General features: G+C 71.6%; 18 protein-coding genes. 12 read left to right on the top strand and 6 right to left on the bottom strand.

Annotated features, from left to right (window positions below):
• Positions 1-22: 22 nt before the first annotated feature.
• From C4U03_RS16320 to C4U03_RS16310, 4 genes are all read right to left on the bottom strand, one after another.
• On the bottom strand, positions 23-4000 hold the full coding sequence (locus C4U03_RS16320) for a transporter substrate-binding domain-containing protein (protein WP_160147015.1): 3978 nt from the start codon (positions 3998-4000) through the stop codon (positions 23-25).
• 59 nt (positions 4001-4059) lie between these two features.
• Complete coding sequence (locus C4U03_RS40445) at positions 4060-4749, bottom strand: hypothetical protein (protein ID WP_160147014.1); 690 nt, start codon at positions 4747-4749, stop codon at positions 4060-4062.
• A gap of 331 nt (positions 4750-5080) precedes the next feature.
• A complete protein-coding gene (locus tag C4U03_RS16315; RefSeq protein WP_103938637.1) occupies positions 5081-5932 on the bottom strand; it encodes an ABC transporter permease in 852 nt (283 codons plus the stop codon).
• Entirely contained in the window at positions 5929-6813 is an 885-nt protein-coding gene (locus C4U03_RS16310) for an ABC transporter ATP-binding protein (protein ID WP_235017928.1), read from the bottom strand. The genes C4U03_RS16315 and C4U03_RS16310 overlap by 4 nt, the downstream gene beginning before the upstream one ends.
• Before the next feature lie 487 nt (positions 6814-7300).
• Between C4U03_RS16310 and C4U03_RS16305 the strand changes: the two genes are divergently transcribed.
• The gene (locus tag C4U03_RS16305; RefSeq protein WP_103938635.1) at positions 7301-7942 is read left to right on the top strand and encodes a hypothetical protein; all 642 of its coding nucleotides are present in this window, start codon (positions 7301-7303) and stop codon (positions 7940-7942) included.
• 165 nt (positions 7943-8107) lie between these two features.
• Complete coding sequence (locus C4U03_RS16300; RefSeq protein WP_103938634.1) at positions 8108-9055, top strand: LysR family transcriptional regulator; 948 nt, start codon at positions 8108-8110, stop codon at positions 9053-9055.
• Positions 9056-9193: 138 nt separating this feature from the next.
• Here C4U03_RS16300 and C4U03_RS16295 read toward each other — a convergent pair whose 3' ends face one another.
• Positions 9194-10381: an ROK family transcriptional regulator gene (locus C4U03_RS16295; RefSeq protein WP_103938633.1), complete on the bottom strand. Its 1188-nt coding sequence runs from the start codon at positions 10379-10381 to the stop codon at positions 9194-9196.
• A 152-nt stretch (positions 10382-10533) separates the two neighbouring features.
• Here C4U03_RS16295 and C4U03_RS16290 point away from each other — a divergent pair, with 152 nt between their 5' ends.
• The 7 genes from C4U03_RS16290 (at position 10534) to C4U03_RS16260 (ending at position 22060) form a co-directional block, all read left to right on the top strand.
• Complete coding sequence (locus C4U03_RS16290) at positions 10534-11838, top strand: sugar ABC transporter substrate-binding protein (RefSeq protein WP_103938632.1); 1305 nt, start codon at positions 10534-10536, stop codon at positions 11836-11838.
• A 4-nt stretch (positions 11839-11842) separates the two neighbouring features.
• Positions 11843-12808, top strand: coding sequence for a carbohydrate ABC transporter permease (locus C4U03_RS16285; protein ID WP_103938631.1), 966 nt, complete (start codon positions 11843-11845; stop codon positions 12806-12808).
• Complete coding sequence (locus C4U03_RS16280) at positions 12801-13640, top strand: carbohydrate ABC transporter permease (protein ID WP_103938630.1); 840 nt, start codon at positions 12801-12803, stop codon at positions 13638-13640. Before C4U03_RS16285 ends, C4U03_RS16280 begins: the two co-directional genes overlap by 8 nt.
• A 56-nt stretch (positions 13641-13696) precedes the next feature.
• Positions 13697-15040 carry a GH1 family beta-glucosidase gene (locus C4U03_RS16275; protein ID WP_103938629.1) on the top strand — a complete coding sequence of 448 codons (1344 nt, stop codon included), beginning with the start codon at positions 13697-13699 and terminating at the stop codon, positions 15038-15040.
• On the top strand, positions 15037-17199 hold the full coding sequence (locus C4U03_RS16270; RefSeq protein ID WP_103938628.1) for a discoidin domain-containing protein: 2163 nt from the start codon (positions 15037-15039) through the stop codon (positions 17197-17199). The genes C4U03_RS16275 and C4U03_RS16270 overlap by 4 nt, the downstream gene beginning before the upstream one ends.
• 82 nt (positions 17200-17281) lie before the next feature.
• Positions 17282-18598, top strand: a complete 1317-nt coding sequence (locus tag C4U03_RS16265; RefSeq protein ID WP_103938627.1) for a beta-1,3-glucanase family protein — start codon at positions 17282-17284, stop codon at positions 18596-18598.
• 45 nt (positions 18599-18643) lie between these two features.
• On the top strand, positions 18644-22060 hold the full coding sequence (locus C4U03_RS16260) for a discoidin domain-containing protein (protein ID WP_235017906.1): 3417 nt from the start codon (positions 18644-18646) through the stop codon (positions 22058-22060).
• A gap of 187 nt (positions 22061-22247) precedes the next feature.
• Here the strand turns inward: C4U03_RS16260 and C4U03_RS16255 are convergent, their stop codons facing one another.
• The gene (locus C4U03_RS16255) at positions 22248-22700 is read right to left on the bottom strand and encodes a VOC family protein (RefSeq protein ID WP_103938625.1); all 453 of its coding nucleotides are present in this window, start codon (positions 22698-22700) and stop codon (positions 22248-22250) included.
• An 847-nt stretch (positions 22701-23547) separates the two neighbouring features.
• Here C4U03_RS16255 and C4U03_RS16250 point away from each other — a divergent pair.
• The 3 genes from C4U03_RS16250 (at position 23548) to C4U03_RS16240 (ending at position 26146) form a co-directional block, all read left to right on the top strand.
• Positions 23548-23937 carry a hypothetical protein gene (locus tag C4U03_RS16250; RefSeq protein ID WP_146087412.1) on the top strand — a complete coding sequence of 130 codons (390 nt, stop codon included), beginning with the start codon at positions 23548-23550 and terminating at the stop codon, positions 23935-23937.
• 135 nt (positions 23938-24072) lie between these two features.
• Complete coding sequence (locus C4U03_RS16245) at positions 24073-24654, top strand: carbonic anhydrase (RefSeq protein ID WP_103938623.1); 582 nt, start codon at positions 24073-24075, stop codon at positions 24652-24654.
• A 13-nt stretch (positions 24655-24667) separates the two neighbouring features.
• A complete protein-coding gene (locus C4U03_RS16240; protein ID WP_235017905.1) occupies positions 24668-26146 on the top strand; it encodes a SulP family inorganic anion transporter in 1479 nt (492 codons plus the stop codon).
• The last annotated feature ends 84 nt before the right edge of the window (positions 26147-26230 follow it).

Raw genomic sequence — 26230 nt, 5'->3', positions numbered from 1 at the left:
CCCCGGCGAATAACCCGTCCGATCAGGACGGGTTTAGTTCCCGACCACACCGCACACACCGGCAGGTGTGCGGTCCGCCGGACGGGCCCCCCGGTTCGAGCGCGTCGCGCAGCTCCCGCCGGCTGCTCACCTGGAGCTTGCGCATGGCGTTGGCGAGGTGGTACTTGACCGTGCGCTCCGACAGGTACAGGTCCCCGGCGATGTCCCGGTTCGTACGGCCCGAGGCCGCCAGGTCGGAGATCTCCCGTTCCCGCGGGGACAGCCGGTTCCCGTAGCCGGGCCGGCCGCGCCGGTGGGGCACCGGCAGGCCCGCCGACCGCATCAGCTGCTTCAGCCGGTTGGCGTCCCAGACGGCGCCCAGGCCGGTGAACGTGCTCCACGCCTGGCGCAGCAGGTCGGTGTCCGGAGCCTGCCCGGCGGAGATCTGGGAGCGCATCTCGCAGGCGCACGCATGAGCCGCCATCCGGGGGTCGGGCAGCAGGGCGTACCTGCGGCGGGCACGGCGGTAGCCCGCCGAGGCCCGCCCCATGTCGCCGTGCTCCTCGCTCATCCGCGCCTCGGCGAAGCCGAGCGCAGCCCGGGCGAGCGGCGCGTCCCGGCCCACCAGAGCACTGCGATACCGGGGAAGGACCGCGTCCACCAGATCGAGCGGGATGAACGGCAGCAGCGGTGCCGCCCAGACCCAGACCTGCTTGCAGGCCAGCTCGTCCAGCACCTGGCGGGCGAGGGCATGTCCGACGCGCCGTTGGGCCGCGGTCAGCGCCACCCGGTTGAGCTCTGCGACGGCATGCGCCGCGATGGCCAGATCCCCGATCTCGCACGTCTCCTCGGCCACCGTGCGCAGCGTGCGGCGAGCGACGTCCAGGTGCCCTTGGCCGATGCGGATCTGTGCCGCCAGCAGCCGGGAGGCCGGCAGCCCGTGCCGCTGTACCTCGGCGGCGAGCCCCTCCTCGGCTCCGCGGTCTCCCCTCGTCCAGCGGACTCGCAGCTCTGTGGCGTGGAGCCGCAGGTCGTACCTGCTCAACCGGACGTCGGCGGCCAGCCGTCGTCCCCGCTCGACCAGTTCCAGGCCGCGCGAGTAGTGGCCCAGATGCAGGGCCGCGTCGGCCAGGTCGGCCAGGCCCCGGACGAGCTGCCGGTCCACCTCCGGTCGGTCGCCGTGGGCCGGCAGCGCGCCGGCCACGGACCAGCCCTCGGGGTCGCCGCAGGCGAGCAGCAGGTGCGCGGTGCCGGTCGTGACCACCGCGTGCGCCATCGGGTCGATGGTCTCAGCGAGCGCCCCGCGGGCCCGGCCCAGGTACGACATCTGCATGGGCAGGTTGTGGCCCGGCAGCCTGTTCGGCGTGGACAGGACGGTCAAGGCGATTGCGTACAGGTCCGGGCGCGTCATGAGGTGGCCGAGCGCGGCCCACAGCTCGGCCGCGGCGATGTCCGTCTCCCGTCCCGGCCCGGCGGACTCCAGCGCCGACCACAGGTGCAGCAGGAGCAGCTCGGCCCGCTGCTCCGGTGACGCCGGGGCGCGTTCGCTCGCCTCGGCCAGCAGGGTGGTGGTCGCCGCGCTCCGATCGTCGTCGCCCAGCGCGGCCCAACCCAGCTTGATCGTCAGCTCGGCCCGTCTCGCCTCCGCGACCGCGCCCGCCCGCAGCACGTCCCGCAGCTGGGCCTGGGCGGCGTCGAACGAGCCGTCGGCGGCGGCGATCTCGGCGGCGGCCTCCGCGCTCGCCGCCCATCCCCGCACGTCACCGGCACGCCGATGGTGCTCCACCGCCCGTACGACCAGGGCGCTGCGGCCGGTACGGGTGAGCTCGCGGGCGGCGGCAGCATGCAACCGGCGCCGCCGGGGCTCGGAGATGGCCTGGTAGACGGCGAGCCGGGCCACCTCATGGCGAAACCGCACGGTGTCGCCGTCCGGTCCCTGGTCGCACAGCAGCCCGCACCGGGTCGCCTCCCCGAGGGCGGCGCAGGCCTGCCCGGCGTCCAGCTCCGCGACCCTGGCCACCAGGTCGGGTTCGGCCGACTCGGCCAGCACGGCCGCCGCCTCCAGGACGGTGCTCCCCGCGTCACCGAGCCCACGGACCCGGGAGATGATCTCGGCGCCGGCCCCCGGCGGGACCACCGACGACAGGTCCGCCTCGTCCGCCGCGAGGACCCATTCGCCGTTCACCGCACGGAGCAGGCCACGGTGCCGGAGCAGCCGCACGTCTTCGCACACCACGAGTGGCACGCCGCCGTTGCGTTCATGGAGCAGGCCGGCGAGCTCGGGGGACACGGCCGTCTCCGCGACGCCCAGCACCGCCTCGGCCAGCCGGCGGGCACCCGGCGCCGACAGCGGTGCCAGGCGGATCCGGACGGTGCCGGCCCCCGGCTCCGGGAGGACGGCCGCGGGCCCGCAGGTGACCACGGCCGACAGCCTCGGCGGCGGCCGGGCGTCGATCATCCGGAGCAGTTCGACCGTGGCCTCGTCGGCCCACTGCAGATCCTCCAGCACCAGGATCGTCGGGCCCAGCTTGGACAGCAGTTCGACCATGGCGCGCACCAGGCGGTGCCGGTCCAGCCGCGGGTCCTCCAGCGGGGGGAGCGGCGGCGGCAGGATGCCGGCCAGGTCGGGGAGCACCGTGCGCAGCGCCCCGGCCAGCGCGCTCAGGGGCTGCACGGGCGGCCGCCGCACGGTGGCGAGGGCCTCGATCATCGGCCCCAGCGGATAGGCCGCCAGGCTCGGGCGGGCGTCCCCGATCAGGTGCTGCCGCGCGGCGAGCGCCGGATCCGCGAGCGCCTCGTGCACCAGGCGGGTCTTCCCGGCGCCCGGCTCGCCCTGCACCACCGCGATGACGGGCGGCCGGGCGAGCGCCGCCACCAGTGACGCCAGGTTGTCGTCCCGTTCCACCAGCACCGGATTCCCAGGCGGCATGACGACCTCCTGCCACTCGCCTGGGATCGTCACATGGCCGGATCGGGCCGTCCAGTTCCAATTCGTTCCGCTGTCGGTGGATGACACAACGCATGACCGGCGTGGAGTCGCCCTTGACAACGCGATTGGCGATAAGTGATAGATTCCGATTTCAATATTCGGCGAACAGACGAAGGTGGACGGTCGAAGGGGCCGTACGGCTTCAGGGGGTCGGGGGCGCTGAACACCTCCGCAGGTTGTTCGGGTCGGGCTTGTGGGGGGCGGGGGCTCGTCGGGGAAGTACTTCTTGAAGAAGGCGTCCCAGGTCCCGGACGTGAGGAACTTGCGCAGCAGGCCGGTGAAGAACTCACAGGCCTCGACCTCGCCGAGCCGCAGGCCGATGCCGAAGCGGTCCTGAGCGCCGAACTCGAAGTCCTCCACCCGCAGGTCCGGGTTCTCCTGAGCGAAACCGAGCAGGTTGAGGTACGCGGTTGACACGGCGTCCACCCGCTTGGCCCGCAACTCCGCCACGCACTGGCTCAGCCCGACCTTCAGGACGCGGTTGACCTTGACGCGGAGCATCTCCGCGACGTTGCCGTCGGAGGTGGTATCGCTCATGGTGCAGACCGTCCGGCCCGCCAGATCCTCCACTTTGCGGATCCGCTCACCCGACCTGCGGGTCATCACGGCCTGGGTGTTGATCATGTAGGGGCCGGCGAACGTGACGTACTTGGCCCGCTCGTCGGTGATGGCGAAGTTGGCGAGCATCACCTGGGCCCTGCGATCCTGGAGGGCGAGCATGCGTTCACCGAAGGTGAGGTCGACGGGGACGGCCTTGACGCCCATCTCGTTGGCCAGCCACCCCATCAGGTCGTACTGGAACCCGGAGCGGATGTTGGGGCCGGGCTCGACCACGCTCCAGCCCGGCAGGTCCGTCATCAGGCCGAAGTTGACCACCGAACCCCGGGGGAACGGGCTTTTCGGCTCCGGTGGCTCCGCCGGGCCCTGCTGGAGGACCCGGATGGCGCCTATGACGCCTATGGCGAGGACGATCGCGAGAACCACCGCGCCGACCCACACGGCTCGTCGCCTGGTCCGGTTGGACGGGCTCACCGGACCCCCTTGCCGCGAGGGCCGCGTCCTGGCGCTGTGGCCGGGCTCATTGGACGGGTTCATAGGAATCCCTCGTTGTAGAGAACCGCTTCGGTGACCCTGAGATCGACCGAACAGGTGCGGTCTCCTTTCTCTTCGGACAAGGTGACCGTGAGGTCGACGCTGTTCTCGGCCTTTCCGAGGGGGTACCGGAGCTCCTGCCCGGCTCTGGCGTCGATCTCCCCCCGGTCGACACCGTCCACCGTGAGCGTCCCCCGCAGGGTCGCCGGATCGACGCAGTCGCCGACCTCGGACCTGTTGGTCAGGCCGAAGACGAGGTAGAGGTGGCTGCGGCCGAGGGGTGGGCGGATCCGCACGGTCGCGGTGCTCCCGTCGCGAAGCCCGGCCGCCTTGCCGAGGACCACCCGGTCGGTCACGTTGAGGTCGGGTTTGTGGTAGGCGAACCAGTACACCAGCGAGAGCGTCATGCCCAGCAGCGCGGCGGTGACGAACATGAGCCATTTGCGGCTCGGCAACGGCAGCCCGGGTCCGCCCTGTTCCCTGCTCAACCGGTCGATGAAGACCGGGATGAACGGGCTGACGAGCGCCACGAGCAGGGACAGCACCCCGCTGATCTCGCTGCCCTTGGCCCCCAGCGACAGCAGCCAGACGGTGAGGACCAAAGCGCCCAGCGAGACGAAGAAGAACCACACCATGAACCGGGTGGAAGGGCTGCGCTCGGTGGACTCGCCTGCTGCGCTCGTGGTCATACCTCCCCCTCCGGATGGCCTTCCGTATCACCCCCCGAAGCCTCTTGACTATCATTCGCCGTGCAGGTCATCCAGGTAATTCGACGCATTGGTCTACGGGTGGGATCCGCGCCGCAGCCCGCCCGGCCGGTGCCACCGGAATTCGGCCCGCACCTATTTCCCGCTTTGCGGGCATCGGATTTCCCGGCCTTCATGTCCATATCGGCTGTCGTCCCGAAATATGATCACGGGGGAGCCGTCCCGGAACGTTGCGGGCGGGTGGGGGAGGGATCGCCCTGCGGCCGGGTGGGGCGGTCGCGAGGCGATCCCATCGCCGGTCAGAGCTTCGGGTCTACGCCATTCGCTGCATGGCCTGCTGGCGGCGAGCGGCGACGGCGGAGCCTGATTCGCGGCGGGCCATCCGGCGGAGGACGAACGGGGCGAGGGCGAGCCCGGCGACGGCCCACAGGCCCAGGACGCCGATCGTCTCCAGATGGCGCCAGGACTCGCCGACCTCGGCGGCGGCCATGGTCTGCGGCAGCATCGCCGAGCGCAGTCCCAGGCCCAGCCAGTAGAGCGGGAAGAGCTGGGCGACCCACTGCAGCCATTCGGGGAGCGCGCTGATCGGGTAGAACACACCCGAGACGCCCATCAGGGCCATCATCGGCAGCGTCACGAAGCCCACGCCCTGGGCGCTGGTGAACAGCGAGCCGACGATCGCGCCGAGCGGCAGCAGGGCGAGCAGGCCGAGCGTCACCACCCAGGCCAGCGTCAGCCACGACGACACGCCGCCCAGCTCTAGCCCCTCGAACAGGAACACCGCCGGGACCAGCGCGATGAGCAGCCCCGCCACGGCCGTCCCGCCCCGGCAGAGGACCTTGCCCGTGAGGTAGCCGACCATGCCGTTCGGCGTCGCCTTCGCGCGCAGCAGGGTGCCGTCCTCGCGGTCCATGGTCAGCGACAGCGCGAGCGCCATCATCCCGTTGAACGCGACAGTCATCCCCAGGATGCCGGGGACGGAATGCGCGCCGAGGGAGAAGTCGGTGCCCGGCACCGTGCTGTGCCGCAGCAGGAACATCACGGTCAGGGAGATGACCGGGAAGAAGGTCACCGACCACAGTTCCTGTCCGTTGCCCAGGCTCTGCCGGAGTTCGATCCGGGCGCGCTGCAGGCCCGCCCGGACGGCGACCGCCTGCGGGCTCATCGGGCCATCTCCGTGAGCTCGCTCGGCGCCTCCGTGCGACGTCCGGACTCGAACTCGTGCACCAGCGTCATGTAGACGTCCTCCAGGCGCACCCGGTGCACCTCCAAGTCCTCGATCGCCTCGCCGTACTCGGTGAACAGCCCGCGCACATGGCCGGTGGCGTCCACGGCCGACTCCACGTACCGCCGGCCGTCCCTGCGGTAGCGGACCTCGCTCTTGCCGGAGAACCGCCGGGCGAGTTCCGCCGAGGTGCCGTCGGCGACGATGCGGCCACCGGCCAAGATCACGATCCGGTCGGCGAGCCGCTCGGCCTCCTCCAGATCGTGCGTGGTGAGCAGGACCGAGGTCCCCTCCAGGCCCGTCAGGCGTTCCACCAGCTCGTGGAAGTCGCGCCGCGCCTGCGGGTCGAAGCCGACGGTCGGCTCGTCCAGGAACAGCAGATCCGGCCGGCCGACCAGCCCGACGGCCACGTCGAGCCGGCGCCGCTGGCCGCCGGAGAGCGTGGCGATCACCGCGTCCGCGCGGTCGGTCAGCCCCACCAGCTCCAGCAGCTCACCGGTGTCGTACGGCCGGGGCCGCCGCGCCGTGGCGTACGGGGCGTAGAAGCGGCCGAGGTGGCCGAGCAGCTCACGGACCCGCCACCTGCCGTGGTCGCGCCAGGACTGCAGTACGACGCCCAGCCGGGCCCGCCACGCCTCGCCGCCGTCGTTGGGATCGACGCCCAGCACGCGCACCCGCCCGTCCGAACGACGGCGGAACCCCTCCAGGATCTCAATCGTGGTCGTCTTGCCCGCGCCGTTGGGCCCCAGCAGGGCCACCACCTCACCCTGGTGCACGCGCAGGTCCACCCCGCGCAGCACCTCAGTGGAGCCGTAACGCATCCGCAGGTCACGGGTCTCGATGGCCGGCTCGGTGCTCGGCGATCCCCTGCCGCCATCGTCGGCGGGGCGCCGACGGTCGGGCTCCGCCGGCCCGGCAGCGCTTTCACTGATATTCATGCTTAAAGTGTCTCATTGAAGTTCTTTTTGAGGGTTGGCGCAATTAGCCCCTATTCGACCTGGTCATATGAATTCACAACCCTCAAATACCGGGAGCGGACTCGGGCCGGCGGACATCCGGTGCCGGCACCGGCTCTCGCGGACGGGAGGGAGACCTCCGCGCCCGGTGCTCTCCGGGTGAGGGCCGCGCGAGCCCCCCGGATCGGTGACGGCCGTCCGTGCCGCGGGCATCCGCCGACGCCGCCGGTGATCCGCTGCGTGCGGTGACGGCGGCGGGCCGGGGCGTCGCGACGGGCCTCCGGAATGAACCTCCCGGGCGGTCAGGGCGTCTGCGGGGGAGAGGGGGCGGCCGCGGGCGGGAGGAGAACAGATGAGGAAGCTGGAGCGGGCCGTCTGCCCGAAGTGCGAACAGGGGCGCCTCGCGCCGGTGATGTACGGATATCCGGACTTCACCGACGAGTTGGAGCGGATGCTGGCGGCCGGGGAACTAGTGCTCGGTGGGTGCATGCCGGGGCCGGAGCGGTGGGGGTGTCCGAGGTGCCGGGCCAGGTACGTCGAGCTGCCGGGGCCGGACAGCCGGTGGGGCGACATCGTCTGGGGGATTCCCGTGGAGATCCAGGCGACCCGGGGGTGCGGTCCGGAGCGGGCGCTGGTGACGGTGCGGCGGAATGACCCGTGGACGCTGACGTTCCAGTTCGACGACGGGCTCTGGCAGCGGCCGACGATCGTCGCGCTCGGCGACGACCTGTTCGGCGCGTTCCAGGGGCTGTGCCGCGCCGCCGCCAAGCGGGGCGTCAAGCTCCTGGTCAACGGTGCTCGCCGGGACGTCCACCGTTGCCAGGTCGACGCCCCTGACACCCACCACCTGGTCTCCCTGCTGCGTCCGGGCAGGCCCGCCGCGCTGTCCGACACCGCCAACCTTCTCGACCCGGCCCCCGAGGACGGCCTCGGCACCCCGGACGAACAGAACGACCACCTCGCCCGATGGTTCCGCTCCCTGCCGAACGCCTGAACCGCCGGCCCGGCGGCCACCCGCCCCATGCCCGGCACACCTCTCGCCGCCGCATCCGAACAACCCTGCGTTGACCGGGCCATCGAAGCGGCGGCAGAGTCGCCGGTCGAGCAGCCGGTTCGTCCAGCGGGCACAATCATGAGTTGTACGACTAGGGTTGCCCGGGTGGATCTCAAGGCCGTGCGCACCTTCGTCGCCGTCGCGGACGCGGGGTGGTTCCAGGAGGCCGCCGCCGAGCTGTCGCTCACCCAGCAGGCCGTCTCCAAGCGCGTCGCCGCGCTGGAGAGGGACCTGGGGGTGCGGTTGTTCACCCGCACCCCGCGCGGAGCCCGGCTCACCATCGACGGGCAGGCGTTCCTACCGCACGCCCGCGACCTCCTGCGGGCCGCGGAACGGGCGGCCGCCTCCGTGCGGCCCGGCCGCCGTGCGCTGCGCGTCGACGTGATCGGCCGGCGGCTGGCGCCGGCCGATCTGCTGCGCGGCTTCCGCCGCGCGCGACCGGAGATCGAACTCGACGTGGTGACCCTCTTCGACGTCGACGCGGCCATCGCCGCCGTCCGGTCCGGCACGATCGACGCGTCCTTCCGTGCCGTCCCCCTCCCGGCGCGGCTCCCCGACGGGATGGAGGCCGCCCGGGTCTTCGACGAGCCCCTCCAACTTCTGACCGGGCCGGCCCACGAGTTCGCCGCCGCCCGCGCGGTCACCCCCGCCCGGCTGGCCGGGCACCGGATCTGGATGCCCGGCCTCGTCGCCGGCACCGAGTGGGCCGGCTTCTACGACGACCTCGCCGCCGCGTTCGGGCTCACCATCGAGGTGACCGGCCCGGACTTCGGCGCCGAGCCGCTCCTGGACACGATCGCCGACTCTCCGGCGCTGGCGACCCTCGTCGGCGAGCGGACCCGCCTCGTCTGGCCCGCCGACCAGGACCTGCGGCGCATCCCCCTGCGCGACCCGACACCGGTCTACCCGCACTCACTGATCTGGCGCGGCGACAACCCGCACGCCGCCCTCACCGCACTCCGCGACCATCTCGGCTCCCTGCGCGACGACCACCGCGACGTCGGGACCTGGACACCGCAATGGGCGCGGCGTCCTCAGGTGACGGAACCGTAGGCGAGCTTGCCCGTCCAGTCGCAGGTGGCGTAGACGATGCCGGATTCGGTGGTGGCCGATCCGGTGAGCTTGAGCCCGGCCGGGGCCGTCCCCTCGGCGAAGGCCGTCCCGGGGCCGCCACGGTGACCTTGCCGCCGGCTAGCCGTTGAGGAACAGCTCCAGGGGGAGGGTGGCCGCGCCCAGGGCGACGGCGTCGGGGCCCAGGGTGCACAGTTCGATGGAGGTGGTCGCGAACGGGTGCTTGAGGGCGTGGCAGCGGGCGGCCTCGCGGATGGCGTCCAGGTGGGTCTCGCCGAGGAGCAGGCCGGCCCAGCCGCCGAGGATGACGCGTTCGGGGTTCAGCAGGTTGATCAGGCCGCCGACGGCGGCGCCGAGGTAGCGCACGGTCTCGTCGATGATCCTCGCTCCGACGGTGCCCGGGGTGCCGGCCTCCAGGATCATCGCGGCCAGCGCGGACTCCTGGTCGGCCGCGGCGAGCGTCCCGCCCGCCTCCGCGTAACGTTCCAGCATGGCCTCGGCGCCGACGTAGGCCTCCAGGCAGCCGACGTTGCCGCAGCGGCAGGTCCGGCCGCCCACGACGACGGGGGTGTGGCCCCACTCGCCGGCGGAGGCGGTCGAGCCCCGGTCCGCGGTGCCGTGCGTGATGATCGCCGCGCCGACCCCGGATCCGATCAGCCCGACCACCGCGTTGTGGGTGCCGCGGCCGGAGCCGAACCACAGCTCGGCCTGGCCCATGGTGTTGGCGCCGTTGTCGATGAGCAGCGGCAGGTCGGTGCCCGCGCGCAGCAGCCGTTCCAGCGGGACGCGGTCCCAGCCGAAGGTCTGGGCGTCCACGACCACCTCGGGGCGCTGCTGGACGACGCCGGGCACGCCGATGCCCACCCCGAAGATCGCCTCGGCCGGCACGCCGCTGTCGGCGAGCACCGCGTCGAGGCCGGCCAGGATTCGGGAGACGACCGCGTCCGCCGGATGGCGTGCCGGGTCCAGCGGGAAGTCGGCCTTGGCCCGCTCGGTCATCGCCAGGTCGAACAGCTCCACCTGCACCCGGGTCTCACCGACGTCCACGCCGACGACGTAGCCGTACTCCGGGTTCACCTGCAGCAGCACCCGCGGCCGCCCGCCGTCGGAGTCCACCGAGCCGACCTCGGCGACGACCCCCTCGCCGAGCAGTTCGCGCATCACGTTGCTGACCGAGGCCGGGCTCAGCCCCGTCGCGGCGCTGAGCTCCTGCCGGCTGCGCGGACCGCTGAAGTACAGCGCCCGCAACAGCACCGCCCGGTTGTCCCGGCGCAGGTCGCGCACCGTGCCCCCCTTGCGCTCGGCCATGTCCACCTTCCCCGCTCGGGCCCCGTCTTCCGACAAGGCCTGAAAAAAGTAGTCCCGCAGTGTTGACCCCTCAGTCTCCCACGTATTAAATCAAGCCTTGAAAAAAGGTGTGGCGTAAGTCACTCCGTTCCCCGACCCCCTCAAGGATCCCCATGGGCATCGCAACGATGGCGTCGGCCGCCGCGCTGACGCTGGTCGCCTTGACCGCCGTGGCCTGCGGCGACGGCGGCACGTCCGCCGGCGGCCCCAAGGAACTCCTCTACTGGGCCTCCAACCAGGGCACCAGCCTCGACCACGACCGCAAGGTGCTGGAACCCGAACTCGCCAAGTTCACCCGCAAGACCGGGATCAAGGTCAAGCTGGAGGTCATCGGCTGGCCCGACCTGCTCAACCGGATCCTGGCCGCCACCACCTCCGGCAGGGGCCCGGACGTGCTCAACATCGGCAACACCTGGTCGGCCTCCCTACAGGCCACCGGCGCGCTGCTGCCGTTCGACGACGCCACGCTCGCCAAGGTCGGCGGCAGGGACAGATTCCTCGGCCCGTGCCTGGCCGCCACCGGGGCGCAGGGCAAGCCGCCGGCCGCCGTCCCCATCTACGGCCAGGCCTACGGCCTGTACTACAACAAGAAGCTGTTCCGCGAGGCCGGCATCGACAGGCCGCCGGCGACCTGGAACGAGCTCATCGAGACCGGCAAGAAGCTCACCAAGCCCGGCCAGTGGGGCCTGACGCTGCAGGCCGGCCAGGTCACCGAGAACGCCCACCACGCCGCGATCCTCGGCGCCCAGCACGGGGCGCGGTTCTTCGACGGCGAGAAGCCCACGCTGGCCTCCGACCCGGCCGCCGACGCGATCAAGCAGTACCTCGACCTGATGCAGGTCCACAAGATCGTCAACCCGAGCAACGTGGAGTACACCGACACCGCCAAGTCGCTCAAGGACCTCGCCGACGGCAAGGCCGCGATGTTCATGAACCAGGCCTCCGCCGGCTCGTTCGAGGCCGTCGGGATGAAGATGGACGACCTGGGCGTGGCCCCGATTCCGCTGCCCGACCAGCCCCCGCCCGGCGGCCGCCGGGTCAACAGCTTCGTGGCCGGCATCAACCTCGCGGTGTTCAAGAACACCAGGAACCTCGACGGGGCGCTGGAGTTCGTGAAGTTCATGACCAGCACCGAGGAGCAGGCACTGCTCAACAAGACCTATGGCTCGCTGCCCACCGTCAAGGACGCCTACACCGACCCCGCGTTCCAGACCGAGCAGGTGAAGGTCTTCCAGGGCGTGCTGAGCGGCACCGCCGAACCCATGCCGCAGGTGCCGCAGGAAAGCCAGTTCGAAACCCTGGTCGGCACCGCCATGAAGTCGATGTTCGCCGACGTCGCCTCCGGCCGGACCGTCGACGCCGCGCAGATCAAGGCCAGGCTGGCCCAGGCCGACCAGCAACTGGCCGCCGGAAGCTGACCCGATGACCGCGCTGCTCGACCAGACCCCGGCCGCCCGGACGGCGGCGGCCGGGGGCCGCCCCCCGCGCGGCCGGGGCCGCCGGATCGCGCTGCCCTACCTGCTGCTGCTGCCCGCGGTGTTGCTGGAACTGCTCGTCCACCTGGTGCCGATGCTGGTCGGGCTGGTGATGAGCTTCCGCAAGCTCACCCAGTTCTACATCCGCAACTGGTCGGCCGCCCCGCATGCCGGTCTGGACAACTACCGGGTGGTGCTGGACTTCGACTCCGCGGTCGGCCGCAGCCTGCTCCACTCGTTCTGGGTCACGATCGCCTTCACGGCCGCCTCCGTCGGGACGGCCTGGCTGTTCGGCACCGCCGCCGCCGTGCTGATGCAGCGGCACTTCCGCGGCCGCGGCCTGCTGCGCGCCTTCTTCCTGGTGCCGTACGCGCTGCCGATGTACGCGGCGGTGATCACCTGGGCGTTCATGCTGCAGCGCGACACCGGCATGGTCAACGCCCTGCTCGGCCGGGACGGGCCGGACGCGCCGTTCTGGCTGATCGGCGGCAACAGCTTCTGGTCGCTGGTGGTGGTGTCGGTGTGGCGGACCTGGCCGTTCGCCTTCCTGATCATCATGGCCGGGCTGCAGAACGTCCCGCGGGACCTGTACGAGGCCGCGGCGCTGGACGGCGCCGGCTGGTGGCGCCAGTTCCGGGAGGTGACCCAGCCGCTGCTGCGCCCGGTCAACCAGGTGCTGCTGCTGGTGCTGTTCCTGTGGACGTTCAACGACTTCAACACCCCGTACGTGCTGTTCGGGGAGTCCGCGCCGCGCGAGGCGTCGTTGATCTCCATCCACATCTACCAGAGCTCGTTCGTGACCTGGAACTTCGGCCTCGGCTCGGCGATGTCGGTGCTGTTGCTGCTGTTCCTGCTGCTGGTCACGGCCGGGTATCTGGCCGTGACGTCGCGGAGGAGGCACGCGCATGCGTGAGCCGCGCTGGGTGGGCTGGGCCCGCCGTCTGGTGCTGGGCTTCCTGATGCTGTTCACCGCGCTGCCGCTGTACGCCATGGTGACCTCGGCCCTCAAGCCGCTGGGCGACGTGCAGGGCGACTGGCACTGGATCCCCACCACCGTCACGCTGCGGCCGTTCGCCGACATCTGGACCACGATCCCGCTCGGCCGCTACTTCCTCAACAGCCTGATCGTGTCAGGGGCCGCCACCGCGCTGTCGGTGACGATCGCGATCTTCGCGGCGTACGCGATCAGCCGGTTCCGCTTCCCGGGCCGGCGGGTGTTCGCGGTGACCGTGCTGTCGACCCAGATGTTCCCCGGGATCTTGTTCCTGCTCCCGCTGTTCCTGATCTTCGTCAACCTGGGCAACGCCACCGGGGTCGCGCTGTACGGCTCGCGGCTCGGGCTGGTGCTGACCTACCTGACCTTCTCGCTGCCGTTCGCCATCTGGATGCTCGCCGGCTACCTGGACTCGATCCCCCGCGAACTCGACGAGGCCGCGCTGGTCGACGGCAATGGGCCGCTCGGCGCGCTGCTGCGGGTCGTGGTGCCCGCCGCCAGGCCCGGCATCGTCGCGGTGGCCATCTACGCGTTCATGACCGCCTGGGGCGAGGTGCTGTTCGCCTCGGTGATGACCGACTCCGGCACCCGGACCCTCGCGGTCGGCCTGCAGGAGTACTCCACCGAGGTCCAGGTCTACTGGAACCAGGTCATGGCCGCCTCGCTCATCGTCTCGGTGCCGGTCGTCGCCGGCTTCCTGCTCCTGCAACGTTTCCTGGTCGCCGGCCTGACCGCCGGCGCCGTCAAGTGACCCCGCCAAACCGCCAACCCCCCGGCCGCCGGGTCGTTCCCTGGGAGAAGACCGCCGTGAACCTTCCCGCCGACTTCCTCTTCGGTGCCGCAACGTCCGCCTACCAGATCGAGGGCGCGGTCACCGCCGACGGCCGGCTGCCGTCCATCTGGGACGACTTCTGCAAGGTGCCGGGCGCCGTCGCGGGCGGCGACACCGGCGACGTCACCTGCGACCACTACCACCGCTGGCGGGAGGACATCGCGCTGATGCGGCGGCTGGGCCTGGACGCCTACCGGTTCTCCGTCGCCTGGCCCCGCGTCGTCCCGCGCGGCGCCGGCCAGGTCAACGGACCCGGCCTGGACTTCTACGACCGGCTGGTGGACGCGCTGCTGGAGGCGGGCATCCGGCCGTTCGTCACCCTCTACCACTGGGACCTGCCGTCGGCGCTGCAGGAGCAGGGCGGCTGGCCGTCCCGCGACACCGCCGGGCACTTCGCCGACTACGCGGCCGTCGTCGCCGCCCGGCTCGGCGACCGGGTCACCGACTGGACGACGATCAACGAGCCGCTGTGCACGGCCTGGATCGGGCACCTGGAGGGGCGTTTCGCGCCGGGCCTGCGCGACCTGCACCAGGCCGTGCACGCCTCGCACCACCTGCTGCTGGCCCACGGCCTGGGCGCCGCGGCGGTCCGGGCGCACGCCGCGTCACCGCCGTCGATCGGCCTGGTCAACAACCTCAGCCCCATCGTGGCGGCGTCGGACCGGGCCGAAGACGTACAGGCCGCGACCCGGGCGGACGGCCACATCAACCGGTGGTGGCTGGACCCGACCCACGGGCGGGGCTACCCCGCCGACATGATCGAGGTCTACGGGGTCGAACCGCCCGTCCGGGAGAGCGACCTGGAGACGATCGCCGCCCCCGTCGAGTACACCGGGCTCAACTACTACTTCCGGCAGGTCATCGCCGACGACCCGGACGGGCCCGCCCCGTACGCCCGGCAGGTCCCGGTGCCCGGCGCGCAGACCACCGCGATGGGCTGGGAGGTCCACGCCGACGGGCTCGCCGATCTGCTGCTGCGGCTGGGCGGCGAGTACGCCGCCACCCGGATCTACGTCACCGAGAGCGGCTCGGCTTGGGACGACAAGGTCGGCGCCGACGGCTCGATCGACGACCAGGACCGGATCGCCTACCTGGAGGACCACCTGGCCGCCGTCGCCCGCGCCGCCGCGGCCGGTGCGCCGGTCAAGGGCTACTTCGCCTGGTCGCTGCTGGACAACTTCGAATGGGCCGACGGCCTCGACAAGAGGTTCGGGCTGGTGCACGTCGACCGCGCCACCCAGGACCGCACCGTCAAGGCCAGCGGCCACCGCTACGCCGAGATCATCCGCGCCCACCACACCCCAGGAGGAGCCCCATGAGACACAGACCCGCCTGGACCGCCGCGGCGGTCCTGGCAGCTCTGCTCGTCGTCCCCGCCCCGCCCGCGCACGCCGCTCCCTCCGCGCAGGCCGCCGCGTGCGGCACCGGCAACGCCGCCCTGAACAAGCCGTCCACCGCCTCCTCCACCGAGAACGCCGGAACCCCGGCCTCCGCCGCCTTCGACGGGAACCCCGGCACCCGCTGGTCCAGCGCCTTCTCCGACCCCCAGTGGATCCAGGTCGACCTCGGCTCCGTCCAGAGCATCTGCCGGGTGGACCTGAGCTGGGAGACCGCCTACGGCAGGGACTTTCGGATCCAGACCTCCTCCAACGGCACGTCCTGGACCGACCTGACGACCGTGACCGGCGGGACCGGCGGCACCGCCGGCTACAACGTGACCGGCTCGGGACGGTACGTCCGCATGTACGGCACCGCCCGCGCCACCGGCTGGGGCTACTCGCTGTGGGAGTTCGCCGTCCATGTGGAGGGCGGCAGTGAGCCGCCGCCGGTGGGCGGCGGCGACCTCGGCCCCAACGTGCACGTCTTCGACCCCTCGATGCCGTCCTCGACCATCCAGTCCCGGCTCGACCAGATCTTCCGGCAGCAGGAGTCCGCGCAGTTCGGCACCGGACGGCACGCCGTCTTCTTCAAGCCCGGGACCTACAGCGGCCTGAACGCGCAACTCGGCTTCTACACCTCCGTCCACGGCCTCGGCCGCAACCCCGACGACGTCACCATCAACGGCGACATCACCGTGGACGCCGGCTGGTTCAATGGCAACGCCACCCAGAACTTCTGGCGCTCGGCCGAGAACCTGGCGGTGGTGCCCGTCAACGGCACCAACCGCTGGGCCGTCTCCCAGGCCGCGCCGTTCCGTCGCATGCACGTCCGCGGCGGGCTCAACCTGGCGCCCGACGGCTATGGCTGGGCCAGCGGCGGCTACATCGCCGACAGCAAGATCGACGGGACCGTGGGGCCGTACTCGCAGCAGCAGTGGTACACCCGCGACAGCTCCGTCGGCGGCTGGCTCAACGGCGTGTGGAACATGGTGTTCTCCGGCGTCCAGGGCTCGCCCGGCGACACCTTCCCCAACCCGCCCTACACGGACCTGACCACCACCCCGATCAGCCGCGAGAAGCCGTACATCTACCTGGACGGCGACACCTACCGGGTGTTCCTGCCGGCCAAGCGCGCCAACGCCCGGGGCACCAGCTGGGCGAACGGCCCGACCCCGGGCACGTCCCTCCCGCTGAGCCAGTTCTACGTGGCCAAGCCCGGTGACAGCGCCGCACGCATCAACGCGGCCCTGGCACAGGGCCTCCACCTGCTCCTGACACCCGGCATCTACCACGTGGACCAGCCGATCGCGGTCAACCGGCCGGGGACGGTCGTGTTGGGCCTGGGCCTGGCGACGGTCATCCCCGACAACGGCGTCACCGCGGTGAAGGTGGCCGACGTGGACGGGGTACGGCTGGCCGGCTTCCTGGTGGACGCCGGACCCGCCAACTCGGCCACGCTGGTGGAGGTCGGCCCGTCCGGCGCGGCCGCCGACCACGCCGCCGACCCGACCACGGTGCAGGACGTGTTCATCCGGATCGGCGGCGCCGGTCCCGGCAAGGCCACCACCAGCATGGTCGTCAACAGCGACGACGTGATCATCGACCACACCTGGATCTGGCGGGCCGACCACGGCGAGGGCGTCGGCTGGGAGACCAACCGCGCCGACTACGGCCTGGTCGTCAACGGTGACGACGTGCTGGCCACCGGCCTGTTCGTCGAGCACTTCAACAAGTACGACGTCCAGTGGTCCGGCGAACGCGGCCGGACCATCTTCTTCCAGAACGAGAAGGCCTACGACGCGCCCAACCAGGCCGCGATCCAGAACGGCTCCACCCAGGGCTTCGCCGCCTACCGGGTCGCCGACTCGGTGAACACCCACGAGGGCTGGGGCATGGGCTCCTACTGCTACTACAACATCGACCCCACGATCCGGCAGCACCACGGGTTCCAGGCCCCGGTCAAGCCCGGCGTCCGGTTCCACCACCTGCTGGTGGTCTCGCTGGGCGGCAACGGCCAGTACAACCACGTGATCAACGACACCGGCGCGCCGACGTCGGGCACCTCGACGGTCCCGTCCGTGGTCGTCTCCTTCCCCTGACACCCCTGACACCCCTGATCGCACGCCTCCGGGACCCCGGCCCGGTCCGGCCGGGGTCCCCCCGCCCCCGGAGGAAACGCTCATGAAAACCCGAAACCTCGCCGCGGCGCTGAGCGCCTTCACACTGCTGGCCGCCGGCGCCATGGCCGGTGCGCCCCGACCGGCGGAGGCCGCCGCCTGCGGCACCGCGAACGCCGCCCTGAACCGCCCGGCGACCGCCTCCTCGGTGGAGAGCGGCGCCTTCCCCGCCTCGGCCGCCGTCGACGGCAACACCGGCACCCGCTGGTCCAGCGCCTTCTCCGACCCGCAATGGCTGCGGGTCGACCTCGGCGCGGCCAAGTCGATCTGCCGGGTCGTGCTCCGCTGGGAGGCCGCCTACTCCAGGGCGTTCCAGATCCAGGTCTCCGACGACGGGTCGGCCTGGACCTCCATCTACACGACCAGTACCGCCACCGGCGGCACCCAGACCCTCGACGTCACCGGCACCGGCCGCTACCTCCGCATGTACGGCACCGCCCGTGGCACTGGCTACGGCCACTCGCTATGGGAGTTCGCCGTCCACACCACCGAGGGCTCCTCCGACCCGTTCTGGGGCGACACCTCCACGATCCCGCCCGCCCGGAACGTGCTCATGGTCAAGGTCCTCAACCGCACGAACGGCCAGTACTCCGACGACCAGGTCTTCTGGAGCTACAACGGCCAGGTCCACTCCATCGCCGAGCAGCCGTACTTCGACATGCCGGCCAACACCGCCGGGCGGATGTACTTCCATCTCGGCTCGCCGACCAGCAGGTACAACGACTTCATCGAGTTCACGGTCGGGCCCGGGGTGTTCAACGGCAACACCACCAGGGTCGACGGGTTCGGCCTCAAGCTCGCCATGAGGCTGCACGCCCACGACGGCTATGACGTGGCCGTGGGCGAGGAGCAGAACATCTTCCAGGAGTCCCGCGCGGCCACCTTCCAGCGGTTCATCGACGAGGTGCCGGCCGAGTTCGACCACCTCGCCCAGGTGGAGGCGCCGTACCGGATCCCCTCACCCGGCAACTCCAGCGCGTTCCGGCCGGGCGGCGCCTACGCGAACTACTTCACGGCCTACGCGGCGTCGGCCGGAGTCTCGGCCACCACGGCGGAGGTCACCGGCTGCGCGGGCCCGCTGGCCGAGCGGCCCGGGATGTGCGCGGCGCTCAACCGGCACGTTGCGGGGCTGCCCGAGTCCCAGTGGTCGGACCCGTCCCAGTTCTACCGGGCGGCACCGGCGAACTACTACGCCAGGTTCTGGCACGACCACGCGATCAACAAGCTGGCGTACGGCTTCCCGTACGACGACTACGCCGACCAGTCGTCGTTCATCTCCCATGGCAACCCGCAGTACCTGCTGGTCGCGGTCGGCTGGTAGCCGGAGTCTCCGATGGATCCCCGTAGATCAGCCACGGCGCTCGCCGTGGCGCTCGTACTCATCGCCACTGCCCTCGCCCCGGCTCGCTTCGCCTACGCAGCCCCCGTACTGCTGTCGCAGGGCAAGCCCGCCACGGCCTCCTCCGCCGAGGACGGCGCCTACCCCGCCTCGGCCGCCGTTGACGGGGACACCGCCACCCGCTGGTCCAGCGCTTTCTCCGACCCGCAGTGGCTACAGGTCGATCTCGGCGGTACGGCCACGATCAGCCGTGTGGTGCTCCGCTGGGAGGGCGCCTACGGCAAGGCGTTCAAGCTCCAGGTTTCGGCCGACGCCTCAGCCTGGACCGACATCTACTCCACCACGACCGGCAGCGGCGGCACCCAGGAACTGAACGTCACCGGCACCGGCCGCTACCTCCGCATGTACGGCACCGCTCGGGGCACCGGCTACGGCTACTCACTGTGGGAGTTCCAGGTCTACGGCGAGACCAGCGGCTCCACCTGCGGCACCGCGAACGCCGCCCTGAACAGGCCGTCCAGCGCCTCGTCCGTCGAGAACGCGGGAGCCCCTGCCTCCGCCGCCTTCGACGGTGACACCGGCACCCGCTGGTCCAGCGCCTCCAGCGACCCGCAGTGGATCCAGGCCGACCTCGGCGCGACCAGGTCGATCTGTCGGGTCGTGCTTCGCTGGGAGGCCGCCTATGCCAGGGCGTTCCAGATCCAGGTCTCCAACGACGGGTCGGCCTGGACGCCCATCTACACGACCAGTACCGCGGCCGGCGGCACCCAGACCCTCGATGTCACCGGCACCGGCCGTTATATCCGTATGTACGGCACCGTCCGAGGCACCGGGTACGGGTACTCGCTGTGGGAGTTCGCCGTCCACACCGGCGACACCGCCCCGGCGGGGACGCCGATCTCCGCGTTCAAGAAGGTCTCGGCCTCGTCCTGGGAAGGCGGCAACGCGCCCGCCGCGGCCTTGGACGGGCGGACCACCACCCGCTGGGCCAGCCTTCCAGGCGACGACCAGTGGCTGAGGATCGACCTCGGCGGCGCCGCCACGATCACCGGCCTGACCCTCAACTGGGAGGCGGCCTACGCCACCGGCTACCGCGTCGAGGTGTCCGACAACGGCTCCACCTGGACGACCCTCCACAGCACCACCACCGGCAAGGGCGGCATCGAGAACCTCGCGGTCTCGGGCAGGGGCCGCTACGTGCGGTTCACCGGAACGGCCCGGGCGACCGGGTACGGGTACTCGCTGTGGGAGTTCCAGGTCTACGGCACCGTCGACACCACGTCCGACACCCCGCCGCTGCTGTCCAGGCCCACCAGGGCACCGGCGGCCACCGGACGGTTCGCGCTGTCCGCCCCGGCCGACCAGGCGATGATCACCGACACGCGGCGGCCCGCGCTGTCCTGGGCGGCCGTGCCGGGGACCGCCCGCTACGAGGTGTGGATCAACGTCAGCCGGGCCGACTACGACTTCACCGCGTCGGGCACCCTGCTGGACCTTTACACCAAGGTCGCCGAGACGACCGCCACCGGCTACACCCCGACCTGGGACATCTCCGACCGCTGGACGTACCGGTGGTTCGTGGTCGCGGTGGACGGGGCCGGTGGCAGGACCGCCTCGGCGATCCGCACCTTCAGCGTCTACCTCCCCGAGATCGAGCAGGTCGACGACGGCGTCCCGATCGTCGGCGGCGCCCGCGACCTCAACCGGAACGGGACGATCGAGCCGTACGAGGACTGGCGACGGCCGGTGGAGACCCGGGTGAGCGACCTGCTCGGCCGGATGACGCCGGAGGAGAAGGCGTACCAGATGTTCTACAACGCCCAGCAGTACCCGCGGTCGGGATGGCACTTCGGGCCAGCACAGCCCGGTGACCTGCACGACGTCCTGCTCGACGCGGCCGGGACCCGCCTGGGCATCCCGCCGGTCTCCGCGGGCGACACCATCGCCGGATACCAGACCACGTATCCGCTGCAGAGCGCGCTGGCCGCCGCTAAGAACTACCCGCTCGATTACAAACTGGGCGATATGCAGCGGCGCGAGCAACTGGAGGTCGGCACCCGCGGGGTGCTCGGTCCGCTCGCCGAGGTCGGCACCAAGGTGATCTACCCACGCGTCCAGGAGGGCAACGGCGAGGACGCCGAGGTCGCCGCGGCCCAGGTCCGGGCGCTGGTGACCGGGCTGCAGGGCGGGCCGGAGCTGAACCCGGACTCGGTCCTGGCCACGGTCAAGCACTGGCCCGGCGAGGGCGCCGGGGGAGAGGCCGAGATCGTCTACGACGAGGTGACGATCAAGTACCACATGATCCCGTTCCGGGCGGCGATCGAGGCGGGCACCGTCAACATCATGCCCGGCTACGCCGGCGCCAGGTTTCTCGATCCGGGCGGGTCGGGCGCCGGAGACAGCAAGCCCATCCTCGACCACCTCCGCAACGACCTGGGCTACACGGGCCTGATCACCACGGACTGGCTGCCCTCCGGAGTGTGGGTGAAGGCCGCCAACGCAGGCTCGGACGTGATGGGCGGCGCCGACCCCGGAGCCCCGGGCTTCACCATGTCCCAGTTCCTGTCCGGTGTTCCGCTCGCCCGCATCGACGACGCGGTGACCCGGATCCTGCGGCTGAAGTTCCGGCTCGGGGTCTTCGAGCGCCCGTACGGGGATCCGGTGAACGGGCCCTACCGGTTCCACCAGCCGTCCTACGTCGCCCTGGCCCACCAGGCCGCGCGGGAGGCCAACACTCTGCTCAAGAACGACGGCGTCCTGCCCGTCAGGCTCGGGGCCGGAGACGACATCGTGGTCGCCGGGCCCACCGCCACCGACGGCACCGCCTGCTGCATCTGGACCAGCTACTTCCATGCCGAACACGGCTCCAGGACCCTGCTGGAGGCGATCAGGGCCCGGGCCGCGACCGCCGGCGTCACCGTCCACCAGGACACCGCGCCGGATCCCGAACTGGCCATCGTGGCCGTCGGGGAGCCCACCTACACGCACGCCACCGCCTGGGTGAAGGAGAAACCCCAGCTACCGCCCGACCAACTCGCGCTCATCCGCCGGTTCCACGACCAGGGTGTCCCGGTCGTCGTCGTGATGACCCTGCCCCGGCCCACCGTCATCACCGAGTGGCACGACCTGGCCGACGCCGTCGTGCTGACCTACCGGGGCGGTGAGGAGGTGGGGCCGGCCACCGCCGCCCTGCTGTTCGGCGACTACGCCCCCAGCGGAAGGCTGCCCTGGCAGATGCCCCGCTCTCTCGACCAGATCCTCAAACCGGGCGGCACGGACACCCCCGCCGACACCGTCGAGGACTGGACCATCCCCTACGACCTGGGCGCCACCCCCGCCCAGCGCAGCGAGATCCGCTCCCACATCAACGCGGGCCGCTCCGTCCCCACCACCTACGGCGACCCCCTGTATCCCTATGGCGCAGGACTCCAGGGCTGGCGCTGACCTCGGAGAACGATCGGCCGTTCCGTTGTCGGCCGCCGCTGTGAGGCGGCCGACAACGGAACCGATCCTGCCCGCGTCACGGACGGGCGGCGGCAGGCCGTTCAGCACGGTGGGTTCGTCTCCGGGTGCCGGTGCCACCGCGAAGACTCATGCCTCCTCGGAGCCCCCGGCCCCGGGCGCTGAGGGCTCAGGCGACGCAGAACTCGTTTCCTTCGGGGTCCTGCATGACCCACCAGTGGCCGGCCGGGCCCTTATCCACCTCGTGGAGCCGGGTGGCGCCCAGCGTCTCCAGGCGGGTGACCAGGGCGTCCAGGCCGCCGGGGGCGGCGTGCAGGTCCAGGTGCAGGCGGTTCTTGGCGGTCTTGGCCTCGGGGACGTCCTGGAAGAGGACGCGGCGGCCCAGGCCGACTCCGGTGGTCTCGTCGAACGGGTCCTCCGGGTGGCGGATCGCGGCGTGGCCGCAGAAGATCCGGCGGCCGCGGTGCTCGGCGACGGCGTCCTCGGGCAGACGGCCGGTGGCCAGCAGATGCTCGATGAGGGAGTCCTGGTCCTCGACCTCGTACTCCAGGGCGGCGGCCCAGAAGTCCGCCAGGGCGGGTGCGTCGCGGGTGTCGACGACCAGTTTCCAGTGCAAAGCCATGTAACCACTTATAGTGGTTACGTGGGTGCGCCGGCAAGCCGGTGAGCCCAGCCGCGGTCCCGCCCCGGCGCTGGAGATCACCGAGGGTGAGGCCGCCGGCGCCCGCCGGCTCCGCGCCGTCATCGAGGCGTTGACCCGCCGGCCGGCCCGCCGCCGGCCCCGGCCGTGCGCGCCGGTCGGCGGCAGGGGCCGCCGCCACCGAAATCCGTCTTCGGGGGACATCGCAGAGAACGTTCGATTGCCGGGGCGCCACCGAATTCGTCAAGGTCGTGCCGATGGTCGGATCTGACATATCGGTCGTGGTGGGAGATGTTTCACGGATTGTCGGCCTCCACGGGCGCTCGCCGGACGTCGCCGAGCGCCCGTGGAGGCCGACGACCGCCGCCCGCGTCGATCGGGTAAAGAATCATTGGGAAAGTCCATGAATGTCCGCGCATTGCGCGATTGTGGAATCCGCGTTGCGACGCTTGAACCGGCGGAACGAAAGTGCGGCCTGCGGCCGGTCCGGTGGTGAACGCCCTCTCTGCACGGCCGAGACTCCCGCAGGGCTGGCCTCACCCCCGGGGTCGCGGACGCCTCTTTCGAGGTGTCCCTGGCGGGGCCGCGGACACTTCTTTCGGCGTGTCCTTGGCAACGGCAGACATTCGATATATGGGCAATTGCGAAGTTTGATGTGGTTCTCGGGGTGGGGGTTGTGTCACTCGCAACCTTCGGGTGGTGCGTTGGTGAATCTGGACATGGTTGAATTTAGGCCTGACCGTTTGGCGCCACGCTTCCTTACTCCGCAGGAGGCGCTGGCTCGTTCATCCATGCGTCATCTGGCGTTCATCTCGGGACGGGCGGTGATATGCGCGGCAGGACGGACGGCAACGCCGTGAGAATGCTCGGCTGGGTGCTCTGCCTGTGCCTGTGCTGGTCCGCCGTGCTGATGCCCGCGTCCTGGGGCGAGGGAGATCGGCGGGGCGCCTCCATCGCCGCGCCGGACCACCTGATGGGCGAACAACGCGAGGAGTCCGAGAAGCTCCCCCGCAAGGCCGAGGCGTCCCGCCTGCGCGAGGCCGACGACAACGTCGGCGCACCGGCCAGGCCGGTGATGGTGGTGATGTTGTGGCACCTGCTCGCCCAATGGCGGGCCGGACTGGTGCTGCGGCTGTACGGACCCGGCGACGGGCCCTGGTGGGAAGGCCTGCCGGATATGGGGGCGGTTCTCGCCCGGATCCAAGTGCTGCGCTGCTGAGGGCGCCCGGCGCGATGCGCCGAGCCTCGTGCCACGGCTTGTGGGCACGGAGGCCGTCGTCCGCGTTCCGCCCTCAGCTCATATCCGCTCCATCGACGTGCCGCCCTTCGTGCGGCGCCCTTGGAGGAATTCCGCATGCACACGTTCATCGAACACGCCCGTTCCTTCCCCGCCCGGGTGGCGGCGTCCGGCGAGTCGCTGGCGCGGCTGGCCGAAGGCCAGCAGCCCGAGGCGCTGTTCATCACCTGCTCCGACTCGCGGGTCATCCCGTCGATGATCACCGGAGCCCGGCCCGGCGAACTGTTCGAGCTGCGCACCGCCGGCGGCATCGTGCCCGAGTACACCGTGGACCGGCCGACCGGCGAGGCGGCCACCATCGAGTTCGCCGTCGAGGTCCTCGGCATCGACGACATCGTGGTGTGCGGGCACTCGCACTGCGCCGCGGTGGCCGCGCTGTCCCGCGGCGACGCGCTCAGCGCGGTCCCGGCGATGAGCGGCTGGCTCGCCCAGCACGCCGACCCGGCCCCGTCCGTCCGCGACCTCGACCACGCGGTGCGCGAGCACGTGCTGGCGCAGCTGGAGCGGCTGCGCGGCTACCCGGCGGTCCGGCAGCGGCTGGCGGACGGCCGGATCACCCTGCACGGCTGGTTCTACGAGGTGAACACCGGCCTGATGTACGCCCATCAGCCCGGCGACGACATGTTCCTACCGCTGTGACCGGGGAGGTGCGATGACCGCCAAGATGACCGCCGAGGTCTGGCGGCGCGATCTGGCCGCCTCGCTCGTCGTCTTCCTGGTCGCGCTGCCGCTGTGCGTGGGCGTCGCGGTCGCCTCCGGCGTCCCGGCCGAGCTGGGCCTGGTCACCGGGATCGTCGGCGGTCTGGTGGCCGGGCTGCTGCCGGGCAGCAGCCTGCAGGTCAGCGGCCCGGCCGCGGGGCTGACGGTGCTGGTGTACGACGCGGTGCAGCAGCACGGCCTGTCCACCCTGGGCGTGCTGGTGCTGGCGGCCGGGCTGTTGCAGCTTGTGCTCGGCGCGCTGCGGATGGGCCGCTGGTTCCGGGCCATCTCGGTGGCCGTGGTGGAGGGCATGCTCGCCGGGATCGGGCTGACGATCATCGCCGGGCAGCTGTACGCGATGGCCGACGCCGACGCGCCGGGCTCCGGGCTGGGCAAGATCTTCGGGCTGCCCGGTCTGGCCGCCGACGGGTTCGGCTCGGCCGCCACGCTCACCGCCGTGGCCGTCGGCGCCGCCACGATCGCGGTGCTGGTCGTCTGGCCGCGGCTGCCCGCCCGGGTGCGGGTGGTCCCGGCGCCGCTGGCGGCGGTCGCGCTGGCCACCGCCGTGGTGGCGGTGTTCGACTTGCCGGCGGCCCGGCTGGAGATCCATGGGCTGCTGGCGGCGATCCAGCCGCCGGGCGCCGGCGAGCTGGCGCGGCTGGCCGAGCTGAGCGTGATCGGCACGGTGGTGGCGTTCGCCCTGATCTCCTCGGCGGAGAGCCTGTTCAGCGCCGCTGCCGTGGACCGGATGCACGACGGCCCGCGCACCGACTACGACAAGGAGCTGATGGCCCAGGGCGCGGGCAACGCCGTGTGCGGGGCGCTGGGGGCGCTGCCGATGACCGCCGTCATCGTCCGCAGCTCCGCCAACGTGAACGCGGGCGCCCGCACCAAGGCGTCGCGGGTGCTGCACGGCGTGTGGCTGCTGCTGTTCGCCGCGCTGTTCCCGGCCGCGCTCGGGATCATCCCGCTGGCCGCGCTGGCCGGGGTGCTGGTGCACACCGGCTGGAAGCTGGTGCCGTTCGGTCGGCTGGCTCCGCTGTGGCGTGAGCACCGGGGCGAGGCGATCGTCCTGGTGACCACGGCGGTCGCCGTCGTCGCCCTGAACCTGTTCGAGGGGGTGCTGCTGGGCCTGCTGCTGGCGGTGCTGAAGACCGCCTGGGAGACCTCGCACGTCACCGTCAGGGTCGACGACGACGGCACCGGGCCCATCCGGGCGACTCTCGGCGGGAACGCCACGTTCCTGCGGCTGCCCAAGATCCTCGACGCCCTGGAGGCGCTGCCCCGCGACCGGCACATCGAGCTGGACCTGAGCGGGCTGCGGCACCTCGACCACGCGTGCCGGACCGCCCTGACCAACTGGGCGGACAAGCACAACGCGCGGGAGGGGGAGGAGCCGCCGGCGATCGCCATCGTGGGGGCCCGCACCTGACGGGCACCCGGGCGGTACGGCCGCGACCCGGCCGTACCGCCCGGACCTGTCATCCGCGACGGTGTCCGGTGGTGCGCGTTCGCT

This window comes from Thermomonospora echinospora (assembly GCF_900108175.1).
GTDB lineage: Bacteria > Actinomycetota > Actinomycetes > Streptosporangiales > Streptosporangiaceae > Thermomonospora > Thermomonospora echinospora.
This window is presented reverse-complemented; position numbering and strand designations above follow the sequence as displayed.